Source organism: Streptomyces sp. NPDC052064, assembly GCF_055585925.1.
On the sequence record NZ_JBVJJE010000010.1, the window covers coordinates 270,918 to 286,536 of the forward strand.

The following is a 15,619-nucleotide window of genomic DNA, read 5'->3' on the forward strand; positions in this document are numbered from 1 at the left end:
GGGAACCACGTGAGCGACCGGCACGACCACGGGCACAGGCACGAGCATCCGCACCCCCACGCCCCCACCGGCCTGCGCCATCGCCTCACCCCGCACTCCCACGAGACGGGCGACAAGGTCGACTCCGCCCTGGAGTCCTCGGCCCGTGGCATGCGGGCGCTGTGGGTCTCGCTCGCGGTGCTCGGCGTGACGGCGCTGGCGCAGGCGGTCGTGGTGGTCGCCTCCGGCTCGGTGGCGCTGCTCGGGGACACCGTGCACAACGCCGCGGACGCGCTGACCGCCGTGCCGCTCGGCATCGCCTTCGTGCTGGGCCGGCGCGCGGCCACCCGGCGCTTCACCTACGGCTACGGGCGGGCCGAGGACCTGGCGGGCCTGGTGATCGTGCTGACGATCGCCGCGTCGGCGGTCTTCGCCGGATGGACGGCGATCGACCGTCTCCTCGACCCGCGCCCGGTCCAGCACGTCCCGGCGGTCGCCGTGGCAGCCCTCGTCGGTTTCGCGGGCAACGAGTGGGTGGCCCGCTACCGCATCCGCGTCGGCCGCGCGATCGGCTCGGCCGCGCTGGTCGCCGACGGACTGCACGCCCGCACCGACGGCTTCACCTCACTGGCCGTGCTGCTGGGCGCCGGCGGATCGGCCCTGGGCTGGCAACTGGCCGACCCGATCGTCGGGCTGGCGATCACGGCGGCGATCGCGCTGGTACTGCGGGACGCCGCGCGGGAGGTGTTCCGCCGGGTGATGGACGCGGTCGACCCGGCCCTGGTGGACCGGGCCGAGCGAGCGCTGACCGAGGTCGCCGGGGTGCGCGGGGTCGGCGAGCTGCGACTGCGCTGGATCGGTCACCGGCTGCGCGCCGAGGTCGCGGTCGTGGTGGACGGTGACGTGACGGTACGCCAGGCCCACCGCATCGCCGTCGACGCCGAGCACGCCCTGCTGCACGCCGTGCCCCGCCTCACCGCGGCCCTGGTCCACGCCGACCCGGAACCGGCCCCGGGCGAGGCCGACCCACACCTGCCGCTGGCCCACCACGCGGTGGCGTAGGACCTGCCCTCAGGCGACCCCCAGCCCCTCCAGCACCACCGCGCCCGGCAGTTCCGCGAACGCCTTGCCCGGCACCAGCAGCTTGCCGCGCCGCCGGCCGCTGCCGACCAGCACGTACGACAGGTCGACGACGGCCGCGTCCACCAGCACGGGCCAGCCGCCGGGCAGTCCGAGCGGGGTGATGCCGCCGTACTCCATGCCGGTCTCCCCGGTCGCCGTGTCCATCGCGGCGAACGAGGCCTTGCGGGCGCCGAGTTGGCGGCGTACGACGCCGTTGACGTCGACCCGGGTGGTGGACAGCACCACACACGCGGCGAGCGCGGACTCGCCACCACGCTTGCCCGCGACGACCACGCAGTTCGCGGACCGCTCCAGCAGGTCACGGCCGTAGTGCTCCACGAAGGTGGCGGTGTCGGCCCACTGCGGGTCGGTGTCGACGTAGAGGATCTGGTCGGCGGGGACGCTGCCGTGCCAGTGGCGTACGGCGTCGGCGACCGGGCCGGTGAGCTCGTCGAGGCAGGCGGGGGCCGGACGGGCGTCGTCGAAGTGTCCGATGGGTGCGCGCATGGCGGCACGCTAACAACACCGGGCCGCTCTCGGACCGGGCGTCTCAGGTCACGGGCGGCACCGAGACGGCCATCATCATCTCCAGCGGCACGTCACCGGTGTTGCCGTACGTGTGCGGGAGGTTGGCCTCGAAGGACACACTCGCGCCGGCGGGGACGCGGTGCTCCACGCCGTCGACGGTGAGCGTCAGCTCCCCGGCCGTGACGTGCAGCAGCTCCATGGTGCCGGCGGGGTGTGGGTCGGACGCGCTGCTCTCGCCGGGCATGAGCCGCCAGTCCCACATCTCCAGCGGGCCGGGCGCCTCGGTGCCCGCGAGCAGCCGGTTGTAGCTGCCGGCCTCGGTGTGCCACAGCCGCACGGCCTGCTCGGCGGGGACGATGCGGACCTTCGGGCCCTGCTCGTAGTCGAGGAGGGTGGTGATGCTGACGCCGAGCGCGTCGCCGATCTTGACGACGGTGCCGAGACTGGGGTTGGTGCGGGCCTGCTCGATCTGGATGAGCATGCCGCGGCTGACGCCTGCCCGGGCGGCGAGCACGTCCAGGGTGAAGCCGCGCACCGCGCGCCAGTGCTTGACGCTGCGCGCCAGGGACTGGGTCAGCAGGTCGAGGTCCGACACATTCCGTCCAATATTCTGTATGACATAGTGCAACAGGCTGCACTACGGTGTGGTTGACCTGATCGTTCACCGAACTGTACTGCGAGGCATCCGACCCATGACAGCGCTCTTCGCCCTGGCCACCAGCCTGCTGTGGGGACTGGCCGACTTCGGCGGCGGACTGCTGACCCGGCGCACGCCCGCGCTGACAGTGGTCGTGATCTCGCAGTCGATCGCGGTGGCCGTGCTGGGCGTGGTCGTGGTGGCGACCGGCGGCTGGAGCGAGGCGGGGCCGCAGCTGTGGTTCGCCGTGGCCGCCGGTCTGGTCGGGCCGGTGGCGATGCTCGCCTTCTACAAGGCGCTCGCGCTGGGCCCGATGGGGGTGGTCTCGCCGCTGGGATCGATCGGGGTGGCCGTGCCGGTCGGTGTGGGCCTGGTGCTGGGCGAGCGCCCCGGCCTGCTTCAGTTCCTCGGCATCCTGGTCGCCGTCGCCGGTGTCTGTCTGGCCGGCGGTCCCCAGTTCCGCGGCGCGCCCGTCCAGCGCCAGGCCATCGCCCTGACCCTCCTCGCGGCCTTCGGCTTCGGCGCGGTGATGGCCCTGATCGCCGAGGCGTCGACCACGCTGACCGGGCTGTTCCTCGCCCTGTTCGTGCAGCGGGTGACGAATGTCGCCGCCGGCGGACTGGCTCTGCACGTGTCGGTGCGCCGCGGGGCGCCCGCCCTTCCGGCGGACGGCTTCCCGTGGCGCTCCCTGCCGGCACTGGCCTTCGTCGGCCTCGCGGACGTCGCCGCGAACGGCACGTACTCGATCGCCGCGCAGCACGGCCCGGTCACCGTCGCCGCCGTGCTCGCCTCGCTCTACCCGATGGTGACCGCCGTGGCCGCGCGCGGTGTACTCCGCGAACGGCTGCGGGCGGTGCAGGCCGCGGGTGCGGGGCTGGCCCTGGTGGGCACGGTTCTGCTGGCGTCGGGCTGAGCCGGCCGGGGCAGTTCAGGATCCCGGCTCCAGCTCGGCCACTCCGGCCGCCGTCTCGTCCAGCTCGGCGAGCCGGGCCGCCGTCTCCTCGTCCAGGTCCGACAGGGCGCGCAGCTGCTCGGGCGTGACGCCCTCCGGGATCGGCACCGGCGGCGGGGTACGCAGCGGCGGCTGCCAGCCGTCGGCCGGTGTCCAGCGCCGTACGACGCGCGCCGGCGCGCCCGCCACCACGGCGTGGTCGGGCACCGAGCCCCGGACGACCGCGCCCGCGGCCACCACCACGTTCCGCCCGATCCGGGCACCCGGCAGGATCACCGCGCCCGTGCCGATCCAGCAGCCGGGCCCGATCTCCACCGGCTCCATCCGCGGCCACTGCTTGCCGATGGGCTCGTGCGGATCGTCGTAGGAGTGATTCGTGGACGTGACGTAGACGTACGGACCGAAGTAGCAGTCGCTGCCGATGGTGACCGTCGTGTCCGCGATGACGTGACTGCCGCGGCCCAGGACGACGCCGTCGCCGATACGCAGGATCGCGTCGGGGCCGAGGTCGAGGTCGGGCATCAGGCCCGCGGTGAGGGTGACCTGCTCGCCGATGATGCAGTGGGCGCCGAGGTGGATCCAGGCTTCACCGAAGACCGTGCCGAGCGGGAAGGCGAGTCTGGTACCTGTTCCCATCGCGCCGAACCGGTAGCGCCCGGGATGTTCGGCGGTCACGGAGCCCGTGCGTTGCACCCAGGCCCAACCCGCGTGGACGGCGCGCTGCGCGAGGCCGCGCCGCCAGGATGAGAACGTGTTCTTGCGCTTCGGCACGAGGTCACGGTACTCAGCGGTAGCTCACCCCGCGGCGTCGGAGGCCTGTGATCTTCGCCCTACCAGGTGGCGTACGGTGCGGGTTGTCTACGACGTTTTCGGGAGGCTGGCATGGGACAGCGGGCGATGATCACGGGGATGGGGGCAGGGAGCCGGAGATCGACGAGACGGCGTTCGTGGCGCCGACGGCGTCGGTGATCGGGAGTGTGACGCTGGGGGCGGGGGCGAGTGTCTGGTACGGGGCCGTGCTGCGCGGTGACGTCGAGGCGATCTCGGTCGGTGCGAGCAGCAATGTCCAGGACAACTGCACCCTTCATGCCGACCCGGGGTTTCCTGTGACGGTGGGTGAGCGGGTCAGCATCGGTCACAACGCCGTGGTGCACGGGGCGACCGTCGAGGACGACTGCCTGATCGGGATGGGGGCGACGGTGCTGAACGGGGCGGTGATCGGGGCCGGGTCCCTTGTTGCCGCCCAGGCGCTGGTACCGCAGGGCATGGTCGTGCCGCCCGGGTCGCTGGTGGCGGGAGTGCCTGCCAGGGTTCGGCGGGAGCTGTCGGAGGAGGAGCGGCAGGGGGTCACCCTCAACGGCACGATGTATGCCGAGTCGGCCAAGGCGCATCGCGAGGTGCATGCGTAGGTTGTTCGGCGGGTGCGGGGCCGTGGGGCCTCGTCGCGCGGTTCCCCGCGCCCCTAGAACGCCTGCTGTTCTGCCGCTTCCCGGTTCTCGCCCGCCTTCTTCGCCTTGCGCTTGAGGACCAGCATCGACGTCAGGCCGATGAGGACCGCCGCTACCAGGCCCAGCCACGAGAAGCGCTTCAGCCAGGCCTCGGCGACGATGCCTACGTAGTAGATGACCGCTGTCGTGCCGCCTGCCCAGAGGATGCCGCCGAGGACGTTGGCGATGAGGAACTTCCAGTACGGCATGTGGAGCACACCGGCGAGGGGGCCCGCGAAGATGCGGAGGAGGGCGACGAAGCGGCCGAAGAAGACGGCCCACATGCCCCACTTCTCGAAGGAGCGCTCGGCCGTGGCGATATGGCCCTCGCTGAAGTGCTTGGGGAACTTCTTGCCCAGCCAGGCCAGCAGGGGGCGGCCGCCCTTGCGACCGATGGCATAGCCGATCGAGTCGCCGATGATCGCGCCGGCCGTGGCGCTGGCGCCGAGGACGACGGGGTCGATGTGGCCGTGCTGGGAGGCCAGCAGCGCGGAGGAGACCAGGATGATCTCGCCCGGCAGCGGGATGCCCAGGCTTTCCAGGCCGATGACCAGTCCCACCAGTGCGTAGACGGCCACCGCGGGTACGGTTTCGAGCCACTCCTGGACGTGCAACGCCGGATCCTTTCCCTGTGCTTCCCTGCGAGCACGGGAAGCCTACCGGGTGGCAAGACGTCCCCCGCGGCTCAGGCGTTCCAGTTCCACTCGGCGACCTCGGGCAGGTCGGTGCCGTGCTCACGGATCCAGGCGTGGTGACGGGTGCGGGCGTCGGCCATGCGCTGGCGTACGGCCGTGGCGCGCACCGCGAGACCCGGGACGCGGTCGATGACGTCCATGACGAGGCGGTAGCGGTCGAGGTCGTTGCGGACGACCATGTCGAAGGGCGTGGTGGTGGTGCCGGCCTCCTTGTAGCCGCGCACGTGCAGGTGCTGGTGGCCGGCGCGGCGGTAGGCCAGGCGGTGGATCAGCCACGGGTAGCCGTGGTAGGCGAAGATCACCGGCTTGTCCACGGTGAAGAGGCCGTCGTACTCGAAGTCGTTCATGCCGTGCGGGTGTTCCTCCCGGGGCAGCAGCCGGGCGAGGTCGACGACGTTCACCACGCGGACCGACAGCTCGGGCAGGTGCCGGCGCAGCAGGTGCGCGGCGGCCAGGATCTCCTGGGTGGGGACGTCACCGGCGCAGGCCAGCACCACGTCGGGTTCGCGGGAGCCGTCCTCGGTGCCGGCCCATTCCCAGATACCGGCGCCACGGGCGCAGTGGACGCGGGCCTCGTCCATCGACAGCCAGTCGAAGCAGGGCTGCTTGCCGGCCACGACCACGTTGACGTAGTCGCGGCTGCGCAGGACGTGGTCCGCGACGGACAGCAGGGTGTTGGCGTCCGGCGGAAGGTAGACCCGGACGACCTCGGGGCTCTTGTTGAGGACGTGGTCGACGAAGCCGGGATCCTGGTGGGAGAAGCCGTTGTGGTCCTGTCGCCACACGTGGGAGGTCAGCAGGTAGTTGAGGGAGGCGATGGGGGCGCGCCACGGCAGTCGCCGGGAGGTGCGCAGCCATTTGATGTGCTGGTTGACCATCGAGTCGACGATGTGCACGAACGCCTCGTAGCAGGAGAACAGGCCGTGCCGGCCGGTGAGCAGATAGCCCTCCAGCCAGCCCTGGCAGAGGTGCTCGGAGAGGACCTCCATCACCCGGCCGTGCCGGTCGAGGTGCTCGTCGACGTCGAGGGTCTCGGCCTGCCAGGCCTTGCCGCTGGCGTCGTAGACGGCCTGGAGCCGGTTGGAGGCGGTCTCGTCCGGGCCGACCAGTCGGAAGTCACGACGGCCGGCGGTGTCCCGCATGACCTGGGCCAGGAGGTCGCCGAGGACCCGCGTGGGCTCGTGCAGGGTGGTGCCCGGCTTGTCGACGGGGACGGCGAAGTCGTCCAGGGACGGGACCGGCAGATCGCGGACGAGCAGCCCCCCGTTGGCGTACGGGGTGGCGCCCAGTCGCCTGCTGCCCTCGGGCACGCAGGCGAGGACGTCCGCGACCGGCCGGCCCTCGGTGTCGAACAGTTCCTCGGGCCGGTAGGAGCGCAGCCAGGCCTCCAGTTGCCGCAGGTGATCCGGGTTGTCACGGACGCCGGCCAGCGGCACCTGGTGAGAGCGCCAGGTCCCCTCGACCGGTTCGCCGTCCACCTCGGCCGGGCCGGTCCAGCCCTTCGGGGTGCGCAGCACGATCACCGGCCAGTGCGGGCGCTCGGTCACGCCCTCCTCGCGGGCGGCGCGCTGGGCCTCGGCGATGCGGTCGAGCGCGGTGTCCATCGCCTGGGCCATCGAGCGGTGGACGGCGGCCGGGTCGTCGCCGCTGACGTGGATCGGCTCGTGGCCGTAGCCACGCAGGAGCGCGTCGAGCTCGGACTCGGGGAGGCGGGCGAGCACGGTCGGGTTGGCGATCTTGTAGCCGTTGAGGTGCAGGATCGGCAGGACGGCACCGTCGTGGACGGGGTCGAGGAACTTGTTGGCGTGCCAGGATCCGGCCAGCGGGCCGGTCTCCGCCTCGCCGTCGCCGATCACGCAGGCGACCAGCAGGCCGGGGTGGTCGAGAGCGGCGCCGTAGGCATGGGCGAGGGAGTAGCCGAGTTCGCCGCCCTCGTGGATCGAGCCGGGCACCTCCGGGGCGACGTGGCTGGGCACGCCACCGGGGAACGAGAACTGCCGCAGCAGCAGCTCCATGCCCTGCGCGTCCCGCGTCACGTCCGGGTACTTCTCGCTGTAGCTGCCCTCCAGCCAGGAGTTGGCCAGCACCGACGGGCCGCCGTGGCCCGGGCCCCAGATGCACAGCGCGTCCAGCGCGCGGTTCTTGATCACCCGGTTGAGGTGCGTGTGGACGAGGTTGAGCCCGGGCGAGGTGCCCCAGTGGCCCAGCAGCCGCGGCTTGATGTGCTCGGGCCGCAGCGGCTCCGTCAGCAGGGGGTTCGCCAGCAAGTAGATCTGACCGGCCGCCAGGTAGTTGGCGGCCCGCCAGTGGGCGTCCAGCGTGCGCAGTTCCTCGTCGGTCGGTTGCGTGCTGCTGTCCTGGCGCGGGGCCTGGGGCATGAGTGACTCCCTGGGTTCTGCGACGGCCTCAGGAGGAGTACCAGTTTGTTCCGGTTCGATGCCAGGCGCCTCCCGGCCCGTGTCACCCGCTGTTCCGTACGCACCGTGTCAGCCGCCCATCCGTACGCACGTCCGCAGCCGCGGATCCCGTGACGACGCCCCGATCCACAGGGTGCGCGGGCCGGTCCCGAGCACCCGGTCGTGATCCTTCGGGTCCCAGGAGGACAGGGCCCGCGTCTCGACGCGCACGGCGACCCGCCGCTGTTCCCCGGCCCGCAGGGTGAGCGACCGGTACCCGGCCGGCACGCGGACCGGCTGGTCGAGCAGCAGGTCCGGGGAGGGTCCCGCGTACACCTGCGGGCCGGGGAACAGCGGCGCGCGGGCCGGTGTCGCGGACCGTGAAGGCGACGTCGAGGCCGTCGGCCGTCCAGCGGGCGTCCGGGTCCGTGGGCACCCCCGCGGGTGCCACCGGCACGAGGGGTGACACCGGAGGCCGGACCCGCCCCGGGAACAGCCCCGGACGACCGGCCGCTGACGCCGGAAACCCGACCCCCGGAGACGGGTCCGGGCACCCCCGCGGGTGCCACCGGACCCACGCCCTCGGGGCCGGTGCGGCGTGACCCGACGAAGGCCCGGCCCGCCCTCGGGCGGCGTGACCCTGCGGAGGCGGCCCGAAGGGCCGGTCTACGGAAGCGTGGCGGGGTGAACCGTCGTCACGGCCGTGTTCACGGTGGCTGTCGCGGAACCGAGTACGTCGCTGTCGGGCGCCGGACCGGGCACGTCGGTGCCGGGCGTGCCGCTGTCGTCGGGGGCCGGTCCCGGTTCGGCTGCGTCGCAGCAGTCCGCCTGGGCGAACCGCGTCTCGTACCGCTCCTGCGGCGGTTCCCCGGAGTTGATCCGCGGGGGTTCGGGCCGATGCCCGGGCGGGGCGCCGTCGTACGGCTCTTTCTCCGGGCCGCTCTCCTTCCGGCCGCTCTCCCGAGGCGCGTCCTGACCCCGCCGCTCCCCCGGCTTTCCCGGCTCCCCCGCGTCGCCCCCGGCAGCCACCTCCGGCTCCAGCGCCCATCGCTGCGCCTCGGATCCGTCGCGCCCGGCGACGATCACGTTTCGGCCCTTGCCGTGGGTGACGGCCAGCCCCTTGCCGCCGCGCGGCAGGAGTTCGCCGCGCACGGTCAGGTCGTAACGCACCACTCCGGCGTGCACGAGGCAGCCGGCCAGGACGACCGGGCCCTCGACGGTGTCGGAGCTCAGGCAGAGGGTGGGGTCGGCGGCGCTGCGCAGCATGCCGTCGTCCTGGTACGACCACTGGAGGGGGCCGGCGGTGGAGCAGGAGGTCAGCACGGCGCGGGCGCCGGCCCGGGCCCGGCCGCCCCGGACGTCGAGGCAGAGGCCGGCGTCGAGATTGCGCAGCCGCCCACGGGCCACTTCGGCGGGGTGGCCCGCGGACGCGGCCGACGGGAGTCCGGCCGAGGAGGTTCCCGCGGAATCCGGGTCGACGCTGTGGCCGCTGACCGCCCCCCAGGTGGCCTGGGGAGCGACGGTGCCGCCCTCCTCCGTCCAGCCCCTGGCGGCGAGCAGCGTCGCGAGCAGTACGAGGGAGGTCACCCCGATCGCGGCGGCCAGCGACTTCGTGTGTCTCCTCGAAGGCACGGGCCGGCCACCCGCCGGCAGGCCACGGGCGCGGAGCCGGTGACGGCCGCCGGCCGGGACCGCGGGCAGGACGCTCCGGCCCCCGTCGCGGCCCGGCCGTGATTCGAGGTAGCGGCGGGCCCCCCAGCCGAGCACGGTCTCGACGAGCAGGTCTTCCAACCCGCCCTCGAAATGGCTGAGTTGCTCGGCGGCGTGCCGGCAGTAGCGGCAGGCCATCAGATGCCTTTGCACATCCGGCAGCAGGGCCCCGCCGCGGCGCATCGGAACGTCCAGCAGACGGTTGTAGAAGCGGCATTCCTGCGTCGGCGCGAGTTCCCGGTGGGCCCGGACGCAACCCGCCCGGAATTGCTCGCGCGCCTGCTCCAGCGCGGGCGACGCGGTACGGACGTCCACTCCCAGCAGACCGGCAGGTACGGATATGGGTTCGGCCTCGACCTCCGTGTGCCAGAGCAGACATTGGGAAGCCCCCGGAAGGGCCCGGAAAGCGCGTTCGGCGAGCCGCCGCCTTTCAGGCGTCGTGGACCGTGCGGCACGCAGACCACGAGCGCCGACGGTTTTGCGGAGTTCCGGCAGTACTCCGGAAATGCCGTCGTCGGCGGCCCACTCCCCGACCGTGTCCCGCACGGCCGCGAGCAGCCGCGGGCGCAGGGCGCCACCGCCCGGCCGGGCGAGTTCCCGGCGGAACGCGGCGGCGGCCGCCATCGACGCCGAATCCGCCGAGGAGGCCAGGCAGATCACGGCGTACTCGTACGCAGCCCGCCAGTGCCTGGCCAGCAACAGCGCGGCGGCGCGCGGTCCTTCGCCGGGATCACCGACCCGGGCGAGAAGATTGCGATCGGAATCCGCGGGGCCCGTTCCGGGGCGCGGCGGGTACGGCGGGCGTGGGGGGTAAGGGGATTGCACTGAACCATTTCCTTCCAGCCGCAGGACGGCATGCGAATTGCGCGTCCGTCGGAAAGCAGGTGCGTGATTGGTGCATACCTGTGCCGCGTCAGCTGCGGACTCGGCTGTGAGGCGGCTCACTTTCGCACATACGACTCACAGGTAACAAGGAGTTCGGATGACCCAAGTTCAAAACGAGGCGAATTCAGAAATGTTACCGGCGGTATCCGCACCCGCTTTCGAAAACACCGCCGCACTGAGCCTCAAGTTGTGTGCACGCAAAGGCGGTTGGTCCACTGAATCTCCAACTCCACAGCCCGCTCCCATGTGGTTCTCGGCGCGCTCTCATCTCCGCCCGCCGGCATGGACCGCATGAGCGCCCCCACCCTTCCACCCCGTTCACCCCCGCCCGCACCGTGCGCAAGGCGGTCGTCCCGGCCGCCGGTCTCGGCACCCGCTTCCTGCCCGCCACGAAGGCGACGCCCAAGGAGATGCTGCCGGTCGTCGACAAGCCGGTCATCCAGTACGTCGTCGAGGAGGCGGCAGCGGCGGGACTGGACGACGTCCTGATGGTCACCGGCCGGCACAAGCGCGCCATCGAGGACCACTTCGACCACGCCTTCGAGCTGGAGCAGACCCTCGCGGCCAAGGGCGACACCGTGCGGCTGGACGCGGTGCGCGACCCGGCGCGGCTGGCGAGCATCCACCACATCCGGCAGGGCGAGCCGCTCGGCCTCGGCCACGCCGTGCTGTGCGCCCGCCGGCACGTCGGCGACCAGCCCTTCGCGGTCCTGCTCGGCGACGACCTGATCGACCCGCGCGAGACCCTGCTCAGCCGGATGCTCGACGTCCGCGACCGCCGGCTCGGCAGCGTGGTCACCCTGATGGAGGTCCCGCCGGAGCAGATCCACCTCTACGGCTGCGCGGCCGTGGAGCCGACCGGCGAGGAGAACGTCGTCCGCGTCACCGGTCTGGTCGAGAAGCCGGCCCGGCAGGACGCGCCGAGCCGTTACGCCGTCATCGGGCGCTACATCCTCGACCCGGCCGTCTTCGGCATCCTTGAGCGCACCCCGCCGGGCCGGGGCGGCGAGATCCAGCTGACCGACGCCCTCCAGGAACTGGCCACGAACGGCACCGTGCACGGAGTCGTCTTCGAGGGCCTGCGCTACGACACCGGCGACAAGGCCGACCACCTGCGCACCGTGGTCCGGCTGGCCTGCGACCGGCCCGACCTGGGGCCGGAGTTCGTGGCCTCGCTCAAGGGGTTCGTCGCGGACCTCGACGGCGCACGTCCCGCGCGGCGGGACATCGCGGCCTGACATGCGAGAACCCCGGCACTCGGCCGGGGTCCCGCACACACGACAGCCGGATCAGCCATTGGGACGCAGCGTCCACACGACGGTCATCTCGCCGGTCACGGCACCGTCGGCCCGCTGGATGGCGATGACCACCGGGAACTCGGGGCGCTCACCGGCGTCCAGCTCCGCGACGACCTCGGCGGCCGGGCGGCCGAGGGTCGCGGTCGCGGTGACCGCACCCATCGCCAGCTTCTTGTAGGAGATCTCGGCGCTGACGGCCAGCGGCACGGCGCGCGAGAGCTGGTCCCCGAACGCGGCCAGCACGATGGCCCCGCTCGCGGACTCGCCGAGCGTGAACATCGCCCCGGCGTGCGGCCCGCCCACGTGGTTGTGGTACTCGCCCTGGTCCGGCAGGGACACCACCGCCCGCTCCGGCGTCGTCTCGAGGAACTCGAGGTTGAGGGTCCGGGCCATGGGCACCGTGGCGGCGAGCATCTCGCCGATGGACATCTGGTCTGCGCTCATGGCCGCATGTTACTCACGAGTAGAGACGCCTGACCAGGCCCGTGTGACGACCGCCGCACCGGTCCTCACCCCCAACCGTCCACGTCGGCCCGTTCCGGGTTGCTACGTCTCCGTCCACGGGCAGTGACCGAATCGTGTCCGGAGCGCGGCTAGGGTTGCTGCCCATGTGGCCAGGACAGCAGCCGCCCGGGGGCGAGCAGAACCCGCAAGCGAACAACCCGTACCAGCAGCCGGGGTACCAGCAGCCGAATCCGTACCAGCAGCCGGGCTATCAGCAGCAGCCCAACCCCTATGGACAGCAGCCGCAGTGGGGTGCCCCCGGGCCGGCCGGCGCGCCGCAGCCGCCGCAGGGCGGTGGCGGCGGCAACCGGACGAAGCTGGTCGCGATCATCGCTGCCACGGCGGTCGTCGTGGCAGCCGGCGTCACGGGCTTCCTGGTGCTGGGCGGCGACAAGGACGACACGGCGGACGGCGGCAAGGGCGAAAGCAAGAAGAACACGGCGCCGGCGAGCCCGTCCGCGGAGCCGAGCGCGCCCGCCACGGGCGACAACCCCCGCGGCGGCGAGGAGGAGAAGCCCACGGTCAAGGGCTGGAAGGTCGTCATCAACCCCAAGTGGGGCACGGCCTTCGACGTCCCCGCGGACTGGGAGGTGGCGGCCCCGACGTCGTCCGTCTTCTTCGAGGACGAGAAGTCCGATGACGGCAAGCCGCTCATCACCATGTCGGCGCCGGCGTTCTACAAGTCCGAGTGGTGCACGAGCGACGACGACAAGGACGGCAGGACCGAGAGCGAGTCCTTGGCCGGAGCGGGCACCAAGGGTGCGGACGGCGCCAAGAACACCGACGAGGTCGCGGTCAACCAGGTGGCCTGGTGGGTGTACGGCGGATACACGCAGCCGGACAAGAAGAGTGTCAGAACCGAGGAGAAGGCCAAGCCCTACACCACCGCCGCGGGCGTCAAGGGCAGCGTCGCCTGGGCGTGGTCGGAGAACACACCCGACAAGGGCAAGTGCGCGAGCGACGGCAAGGCGGTCACGTTCGGCTTCAAGAACTCGGCCGGCGACTTCGTCGCGTGGAGTTTCTTCGGGGCCAAGGGCGTCAAGGGCGAGGTGCCCAAGGAGACCATCGTGAAGATCCTCAGCACGGTCCGGTTGCACGGCGAGCCGACCGGAGGCTGACCCGGAAGCCGAACGGGTCCGCCCCGGCCGGAGGCGGCCCCGGCTCAGCGGAACCTCGGGACACCGTGCAAAACCGTTTGGCAGGACGGGCTCAAGGCGGCGATAGTCGGCCGGTGACATCCCCCACCACCCCGACCGCCTCCGCCCGGAGTCCCCGTCGGCCCGCCTGGGCGGGGCGCAACTACTCCCTGCTGACCGCCTCCGCGGTCGTCACCAACCTGGGCAGCCAGGGCGCCTTGGTCGCCGCGGCGTTCGCCGTCCTCGAAACGGGCGGCGACGGCGGTGACGTCGGCCTGGTCGCGGCGGCCCGGACGCTCCCCCTGGTGCTGTTCCTGCTGATCGGCGGAGCCGTCGCGGACCGGCTGCCCCGGCACCGCGTGATGGTGGCGGCCAACGCCCTGAACTGCCTCTCCCAGGCCGCCTTCGCCGCCCTCGTGCTGACCGGGGACCCCCGGCTGTGGCAGATGATGCTGCTCGCCGCCCTCGGCGGCACCGGTCAGGCATTCTTCGGCCCGGCCGCCGAGGGCATGCTGATGTCTTCGGTCTCGGGCGAGCAGGCGGGCCGTGCGTTCGCGGTGTTCCGGATGGCGATGCAGGGCGCGGCCCTGGGCGGTGCCGCGGTCGGCGGTGCGATGGTCGCCGCGATCGGGCCCGGCTGGGTGCTCGCGGCGGACGCGGCGGCCTTCGCCGTCGCCGGTGCGCTGCGGGCCTTCCTCGACGTCGGCCACATCCCGCCGCGCGCACCGGGTGGCGGTCTGCTCGCCGATCTGCGGGAGGGCTGGCGGGAGTTCTCCGGCCGGGCCTGGCTGTGGGCCGTCGTCGTCCAGTTCTCGATCGCCAACGCGGTCGTCTCCGCCGCCGACGCGGTGTACGGCCCGCTGGTCGCCCGCGACCACCTCGGCGGCGCGGGCCCCTGGGGCCTCGCCCTGGGCGCGTTCGGGGCGGGCACCGTCGCCGGGGCCGTGCTGATGACCCGCTGGAAACCCCGCCGTCTGCTCCTCGCCGGCACCCTCTGCGTGTTCCCCCTGGCCCTGCCCTCGGCCGCGCTCGCCGTACCGGTGCCGATCGGCGTCCTCTACGTGGTGATGTTCGTCGCCGGCGCCACGGTGGAGGTGTTCGGCGTGTCCTGGATGACGGCCCTGCACCAGGAGATCCCCGAGGACAAGCTCTCCCGCGTCTCGGCGTACGACTGGTTCGGCTCGGTCGCGCTGGTACCGCTCGCCACGGCCTCGGCGGGCCCCGCCGAGGAGGCGTTCGGCCGTACGGCCGCGCTGTGGGGCTGCGCCGGCCTGGTCGTCCTGGTCACGGCCGCCGCTCTGTGCGTACCGGACGTACGCAACCTGCGGCGCAGGACCACACCGGTGGCCCAGGGGGGCACGGAGCACGCGTCAGCCGATACCGAACGCCCCGTCGGGGGGCTCGGGTGACGGCACGGCGTCCTCGTCCCGCACCGCCCGCGCGGCCCCGGTGAACTCCCGCAGGGCGGCGCCGTGTTCGACCCGGGCCGGGAAGGCGTCGGCGGCCATGAGCCGGGCCAGGGCGGCGACGTCGACCGGCTCGTGCCCGGCCACGAGCACCGCGTTCCCGAACCGCCGCCCACGCAGCACCCCAGGCTCGGCGATCAGCACGAGCTCCTCGAACACCGTGCCCAGCGTGGCGAGTTGGGACCGCAGAAAAGCGAACGGCGCGGCGTCGGGAAGGTTCGCGAGATAGACCCCGCCGTCCCGCAGCACCCGCGCGGCCTCACGGACGTACGCGACCGACGTCAGGTGCGCCGGCACCCGTGAACCGCCGAACACGTCGGCCACGATCGCGTCCGCCGAGTCCGCGGGGCCGGTTTCCAGCCAGGCACGGGCGTCCGCCGCGTGCAGCGCGACCCGCGCGTCCTCCGGCAGCGGCAGATGCTCGGTCACCAGCTCCAGCAGCCCCCGATCGGCCTCGACGACGTCCTGCCGGGACCCCGGCCGGGTCGCGGCCACGTACCGCGGCAGCGTGAGCGCGCCCCCACCGAGATGCAGCACGTCCAGCGCACACCCCGGCTCCGCGACCACGTCCAGCACATGCCCGAGCCGCCGCGCGTACTCGAACTCCAGATGCGTCGGCTCGTCCAGATCGACATACGACTGCGGCGCCCCGTCGACGGTCAGCAACCAGGCCCGCTCCCGGTCGACGTCGGGCATGAGCTTGGCGAACCCGTGATCGACGGATCGGGCGACGGGAATGGCGTCCTTCACCCCTCCATTGTGCGTGGAGCCACCGCAGAGAAGGGGCGCGGGGAACTGCGCGACCGGTCCAGGACGGCCCGCAG

The 15,619-nt window shown here is 72.6% G+C and carries 14 protein-coding genes and 1 pseudogene; 6 read left to right on the plus strand and 9 right to left on the minus strand.

The genetic code is table 11. The features are described from left to right. Positions 1–9 precede the first annotated feature (9 nt). Positions 10–1,041 (plus strand): cation diffusion facilitator family transporter, encoded by a 1,032-nt coding sequence (locus ACZ6TU_RS27320; protein WP_469551727.1) that lies wholly within the window; start codon positions 10–12, stop codon positions 1,039–1,041. 9 nt (positions 1,042–1,050) lie between these two features. Here ACZ6TU_RS27320 and ACZ6TU_RS27325 read toward each other — a convergent pair whose 3' ends face one another. Both ACZ6TU_RS27325 and ACZ6TU_RS27330 read right to left on the minus strand, forming a co-directional pair. Next, positions 1,051–1,608, minus strand: coding sequence for a YbaK/EbsC family protein (locus tag ACZ6TU_RS27325; RefSeq protein WP_467676339.1), 558 nt, complete (start codon positions 1,606–1,608; stop codon positions 1,051–1,053). A gap of 43 nt (positions 1,609–1,651) precedes the next feature. Next, entirely contained in the window at positions 1,652–2,224 is a 573-nt protein-coding gene (locus tag ACZ6TU_RS27330; protein WP_020276045.1) for an XRE family transcriptional regulator, read from the minus strand. 97 nt (positions 2,225–2,321) lie between these two features. Here ACZ6TU_RS27330 and ACZ6TU_RS27335 point away from each other — a divergent pair, with 97 nt between their 5' ends. Then, complete coding sequence (locus ACZ6TU_RS27335; protein WP_469551731.1) at positions 2,322–3,179, plus strand: EamA family transporter; 858 nt, start codon at positions 2,322–2,324, stop codon at positions 3,177–3,179. A gap of 15 nt (positions 3,180–3,194) precedes the next feature. On the opposite strand, the gene ACZ6TU_RS27340 is transcribed toward ACZ6TU_RS27335, so the two are convergent. Then, positions 3,195–3,989 (minus strand): acyltransferase, encoded by a 795-nt coding sequence (locus tag ACZ6TU_RS27340; RefSeq protein ID WP_469551733.1) that lies wholly within the window; start codon positions 3,987–3,989, stop codon positions 3,195–3,197. Between the two features lie 111 nt (positions 3,990–4,100). On the opposite strand from ACZ6TU_RS27340, the pseudogene ACZ6TU_RS27345 reads away from it, so the two are divergent. Next, a pseudogene (locus ACZ6TU_RS27345) lies at positions 4,101–4,627 on the plus strand (gamma carbonic anhydrase family protein). A gap of 53 nt (positions 4,628–4,680) precedes the next feature. On the opposite strand, the gene ACZ6TU_RS27350 reads toward ACZ6TU_RS27345, so the two are convergent. The 4 genes from ACZ6TU_RS27350 to ACZ6TU_RS27365 form a co-directional block, all read right to left on the minus strand. Then, positions 4,681–5,319, minus strand: a complete 639-nt coding sequence (locus ACZ6TU_RS27350; protein WP_467676345.1) for a DedA family protein — start codon at positions 5,317–5,319, stop codon at positions 4,681–4,683. Positions 5,320–5,390: 71 nt separating this feature from the next. Then, positions 5,391–7,778, minus strand: coding sequence for a phosphoketolase family protein (locus ACZ6TU_RS27355; RefSeq protein WP_467676347.1), 2,388 nt, complete (start codon positions 7,776–7,778; stop codon positions 5,391–5,393). Positions 7,779–7,886: 108 nt separating this feature from the next. Next, positions 7,887–8,132, minus strand: coding sequence for a fibronectin type III-like domain-contianing protein (locus ACZ6TU_RS27360; RefSeq protein ID WP_467676349.1), 246 nt, complete (start codon positions 8,130–8,132; stop codon positions 7,887–7,889). Positions 8,133–8,462: 330 nt separating this feature from the next. After that, a complete protein-coding gene (locus tag ACZ6TU_RS27365; protein ID WP_467676351.1) occupies positions 8,463–10,331 on the minus strand; it encodes an RICIN domain-containing protein in 1,869 nt (622 codons plus the stop codon). A 395-nt stretch (positions 10,332–10,726) separates the two neighbouring features. Here ACZ6TU_RS27365 and galU point away from each other — a divergent pair, with 395 nt between their 5' ends. Beyond that, entirely contained in the window at positions 10,727–11,629 is a 903-nt protein-coding gene (galU, locus tag ACZ6TU_RS27370; protein ID WP_467676353.1) for a UTP--glucose-1-phosphate uridylyltransferase GalU, read from the plus strand. A 51-nt stretch (positions 11,630–11,680) separates the two neighbouring features. Here galU and ACZ6TU_RS27375 read toward each other — a convergent pair whose 3' ends face one another. Beyond that, positions 11,681–12,133: a DUF4442 domain-containing protein gene (locus ACZ6TU_RS27375; RefSeq protein WP_467676355.1), complete on the minus strand. Its 453-nt coding sequence runs from the start codon at positions 12,131–12,133 to the stop codon at positions 11,681–11,683. A gap of 164 nt (positions 12,134–12,297) precedes the next feature. Here ACZ6TU_RS27375 and ACZ6TU_RS27380 point away from each other — a divergent pair, with 164 nt between their 5' ends. Both ACZ6TU_RS27380 and ACZ6TU_RS27385 read left to right on the plus strand, forming a co-directional pair. Then, complete coding sequence (locus ACZ6TU_RS27380) at positions 12,298–13,311, plus strand: DUF8017 domain-containing protein (protein ID WP_467676357.1); 1,014 nt, start codon at positions 12,298–12,300, stop codon at positions 13,309–13,311. A gap of 113 nt (positions 13,312–13,424) precedes the next feature. Next, positions 13,425–14,738 carry an MFS transporter gene (locus tag ACZ6TU_RS27385; protein WP_467676359.1) on the plus strand — a complete coding sequence of 438 codons (1,314 nt, stop codon included), beginning with the start codon at positions 13,425–13,427 and terminating at the stop codon, positions 14,736–14,738. Here the strand turns inward: ACZ6TU_RS27385 and ACZ6TU_RS27390 are convergent. Next, the gene (locus ACZ6TU_RS27390; RefSeq protein ID WP_467676361.1) at positions 14,700–15,545 is read right to left on the minus strand and encodes a spermidine synthase; all 846 of its coding nucleotides are present in this window, start codon (positions 15,543–15,545) and stop codon (positions 14,700–14,702) included. The genes ACZ6TU_RS27385 and ACZ6TU_RS27390 overlap by 39 nt on opposite strands. Positions 15,546–15,619: the final 74 nt, after the last annotated feature.

Excerpts from the sequence above, each read along its gene's own strand:
- ACZ6TU_RS27325 (WP_467676339.1), bottom strand. The coding sequence starts at position 1,608 with ATGCGCGCACCCATCGGACACTTCGACGACGCCCGTCCGGCCCCCGCC.
- ACZ6TU_RS27335 (WP_469551731.1), top strand. The coding sequence starts at position 2,322 with ATGACAGCGCTCTTCGCCCTGGCCACCAGCCTGCTGTGGGGACTGGCC.
- ACZ6TU_RS27355 (WP_467676347.1), bottom strand. The coding sequence starts at position 7,778 with ATGCCCCAGGCCCCGCGCCAGGACAGCAGCACGCAACCGACCGACGAG.
- ACZ6TU_RS27375 (WP_467676355.1), bottom strand. The coding sequence starts at position 12,133 with ATGAGCGCAGACCAGATGTCCATCGGCGAGATGCTCGCCGCCACGGTG.
- ACZ6TU_RS27380 (WP_467676357.1), top strand. The coding sequence starts at position 12,298 with ATGTGGCCAGGACAGCAGCCGCCCGGGGGCGAGCAGAACCCGCAAGCG.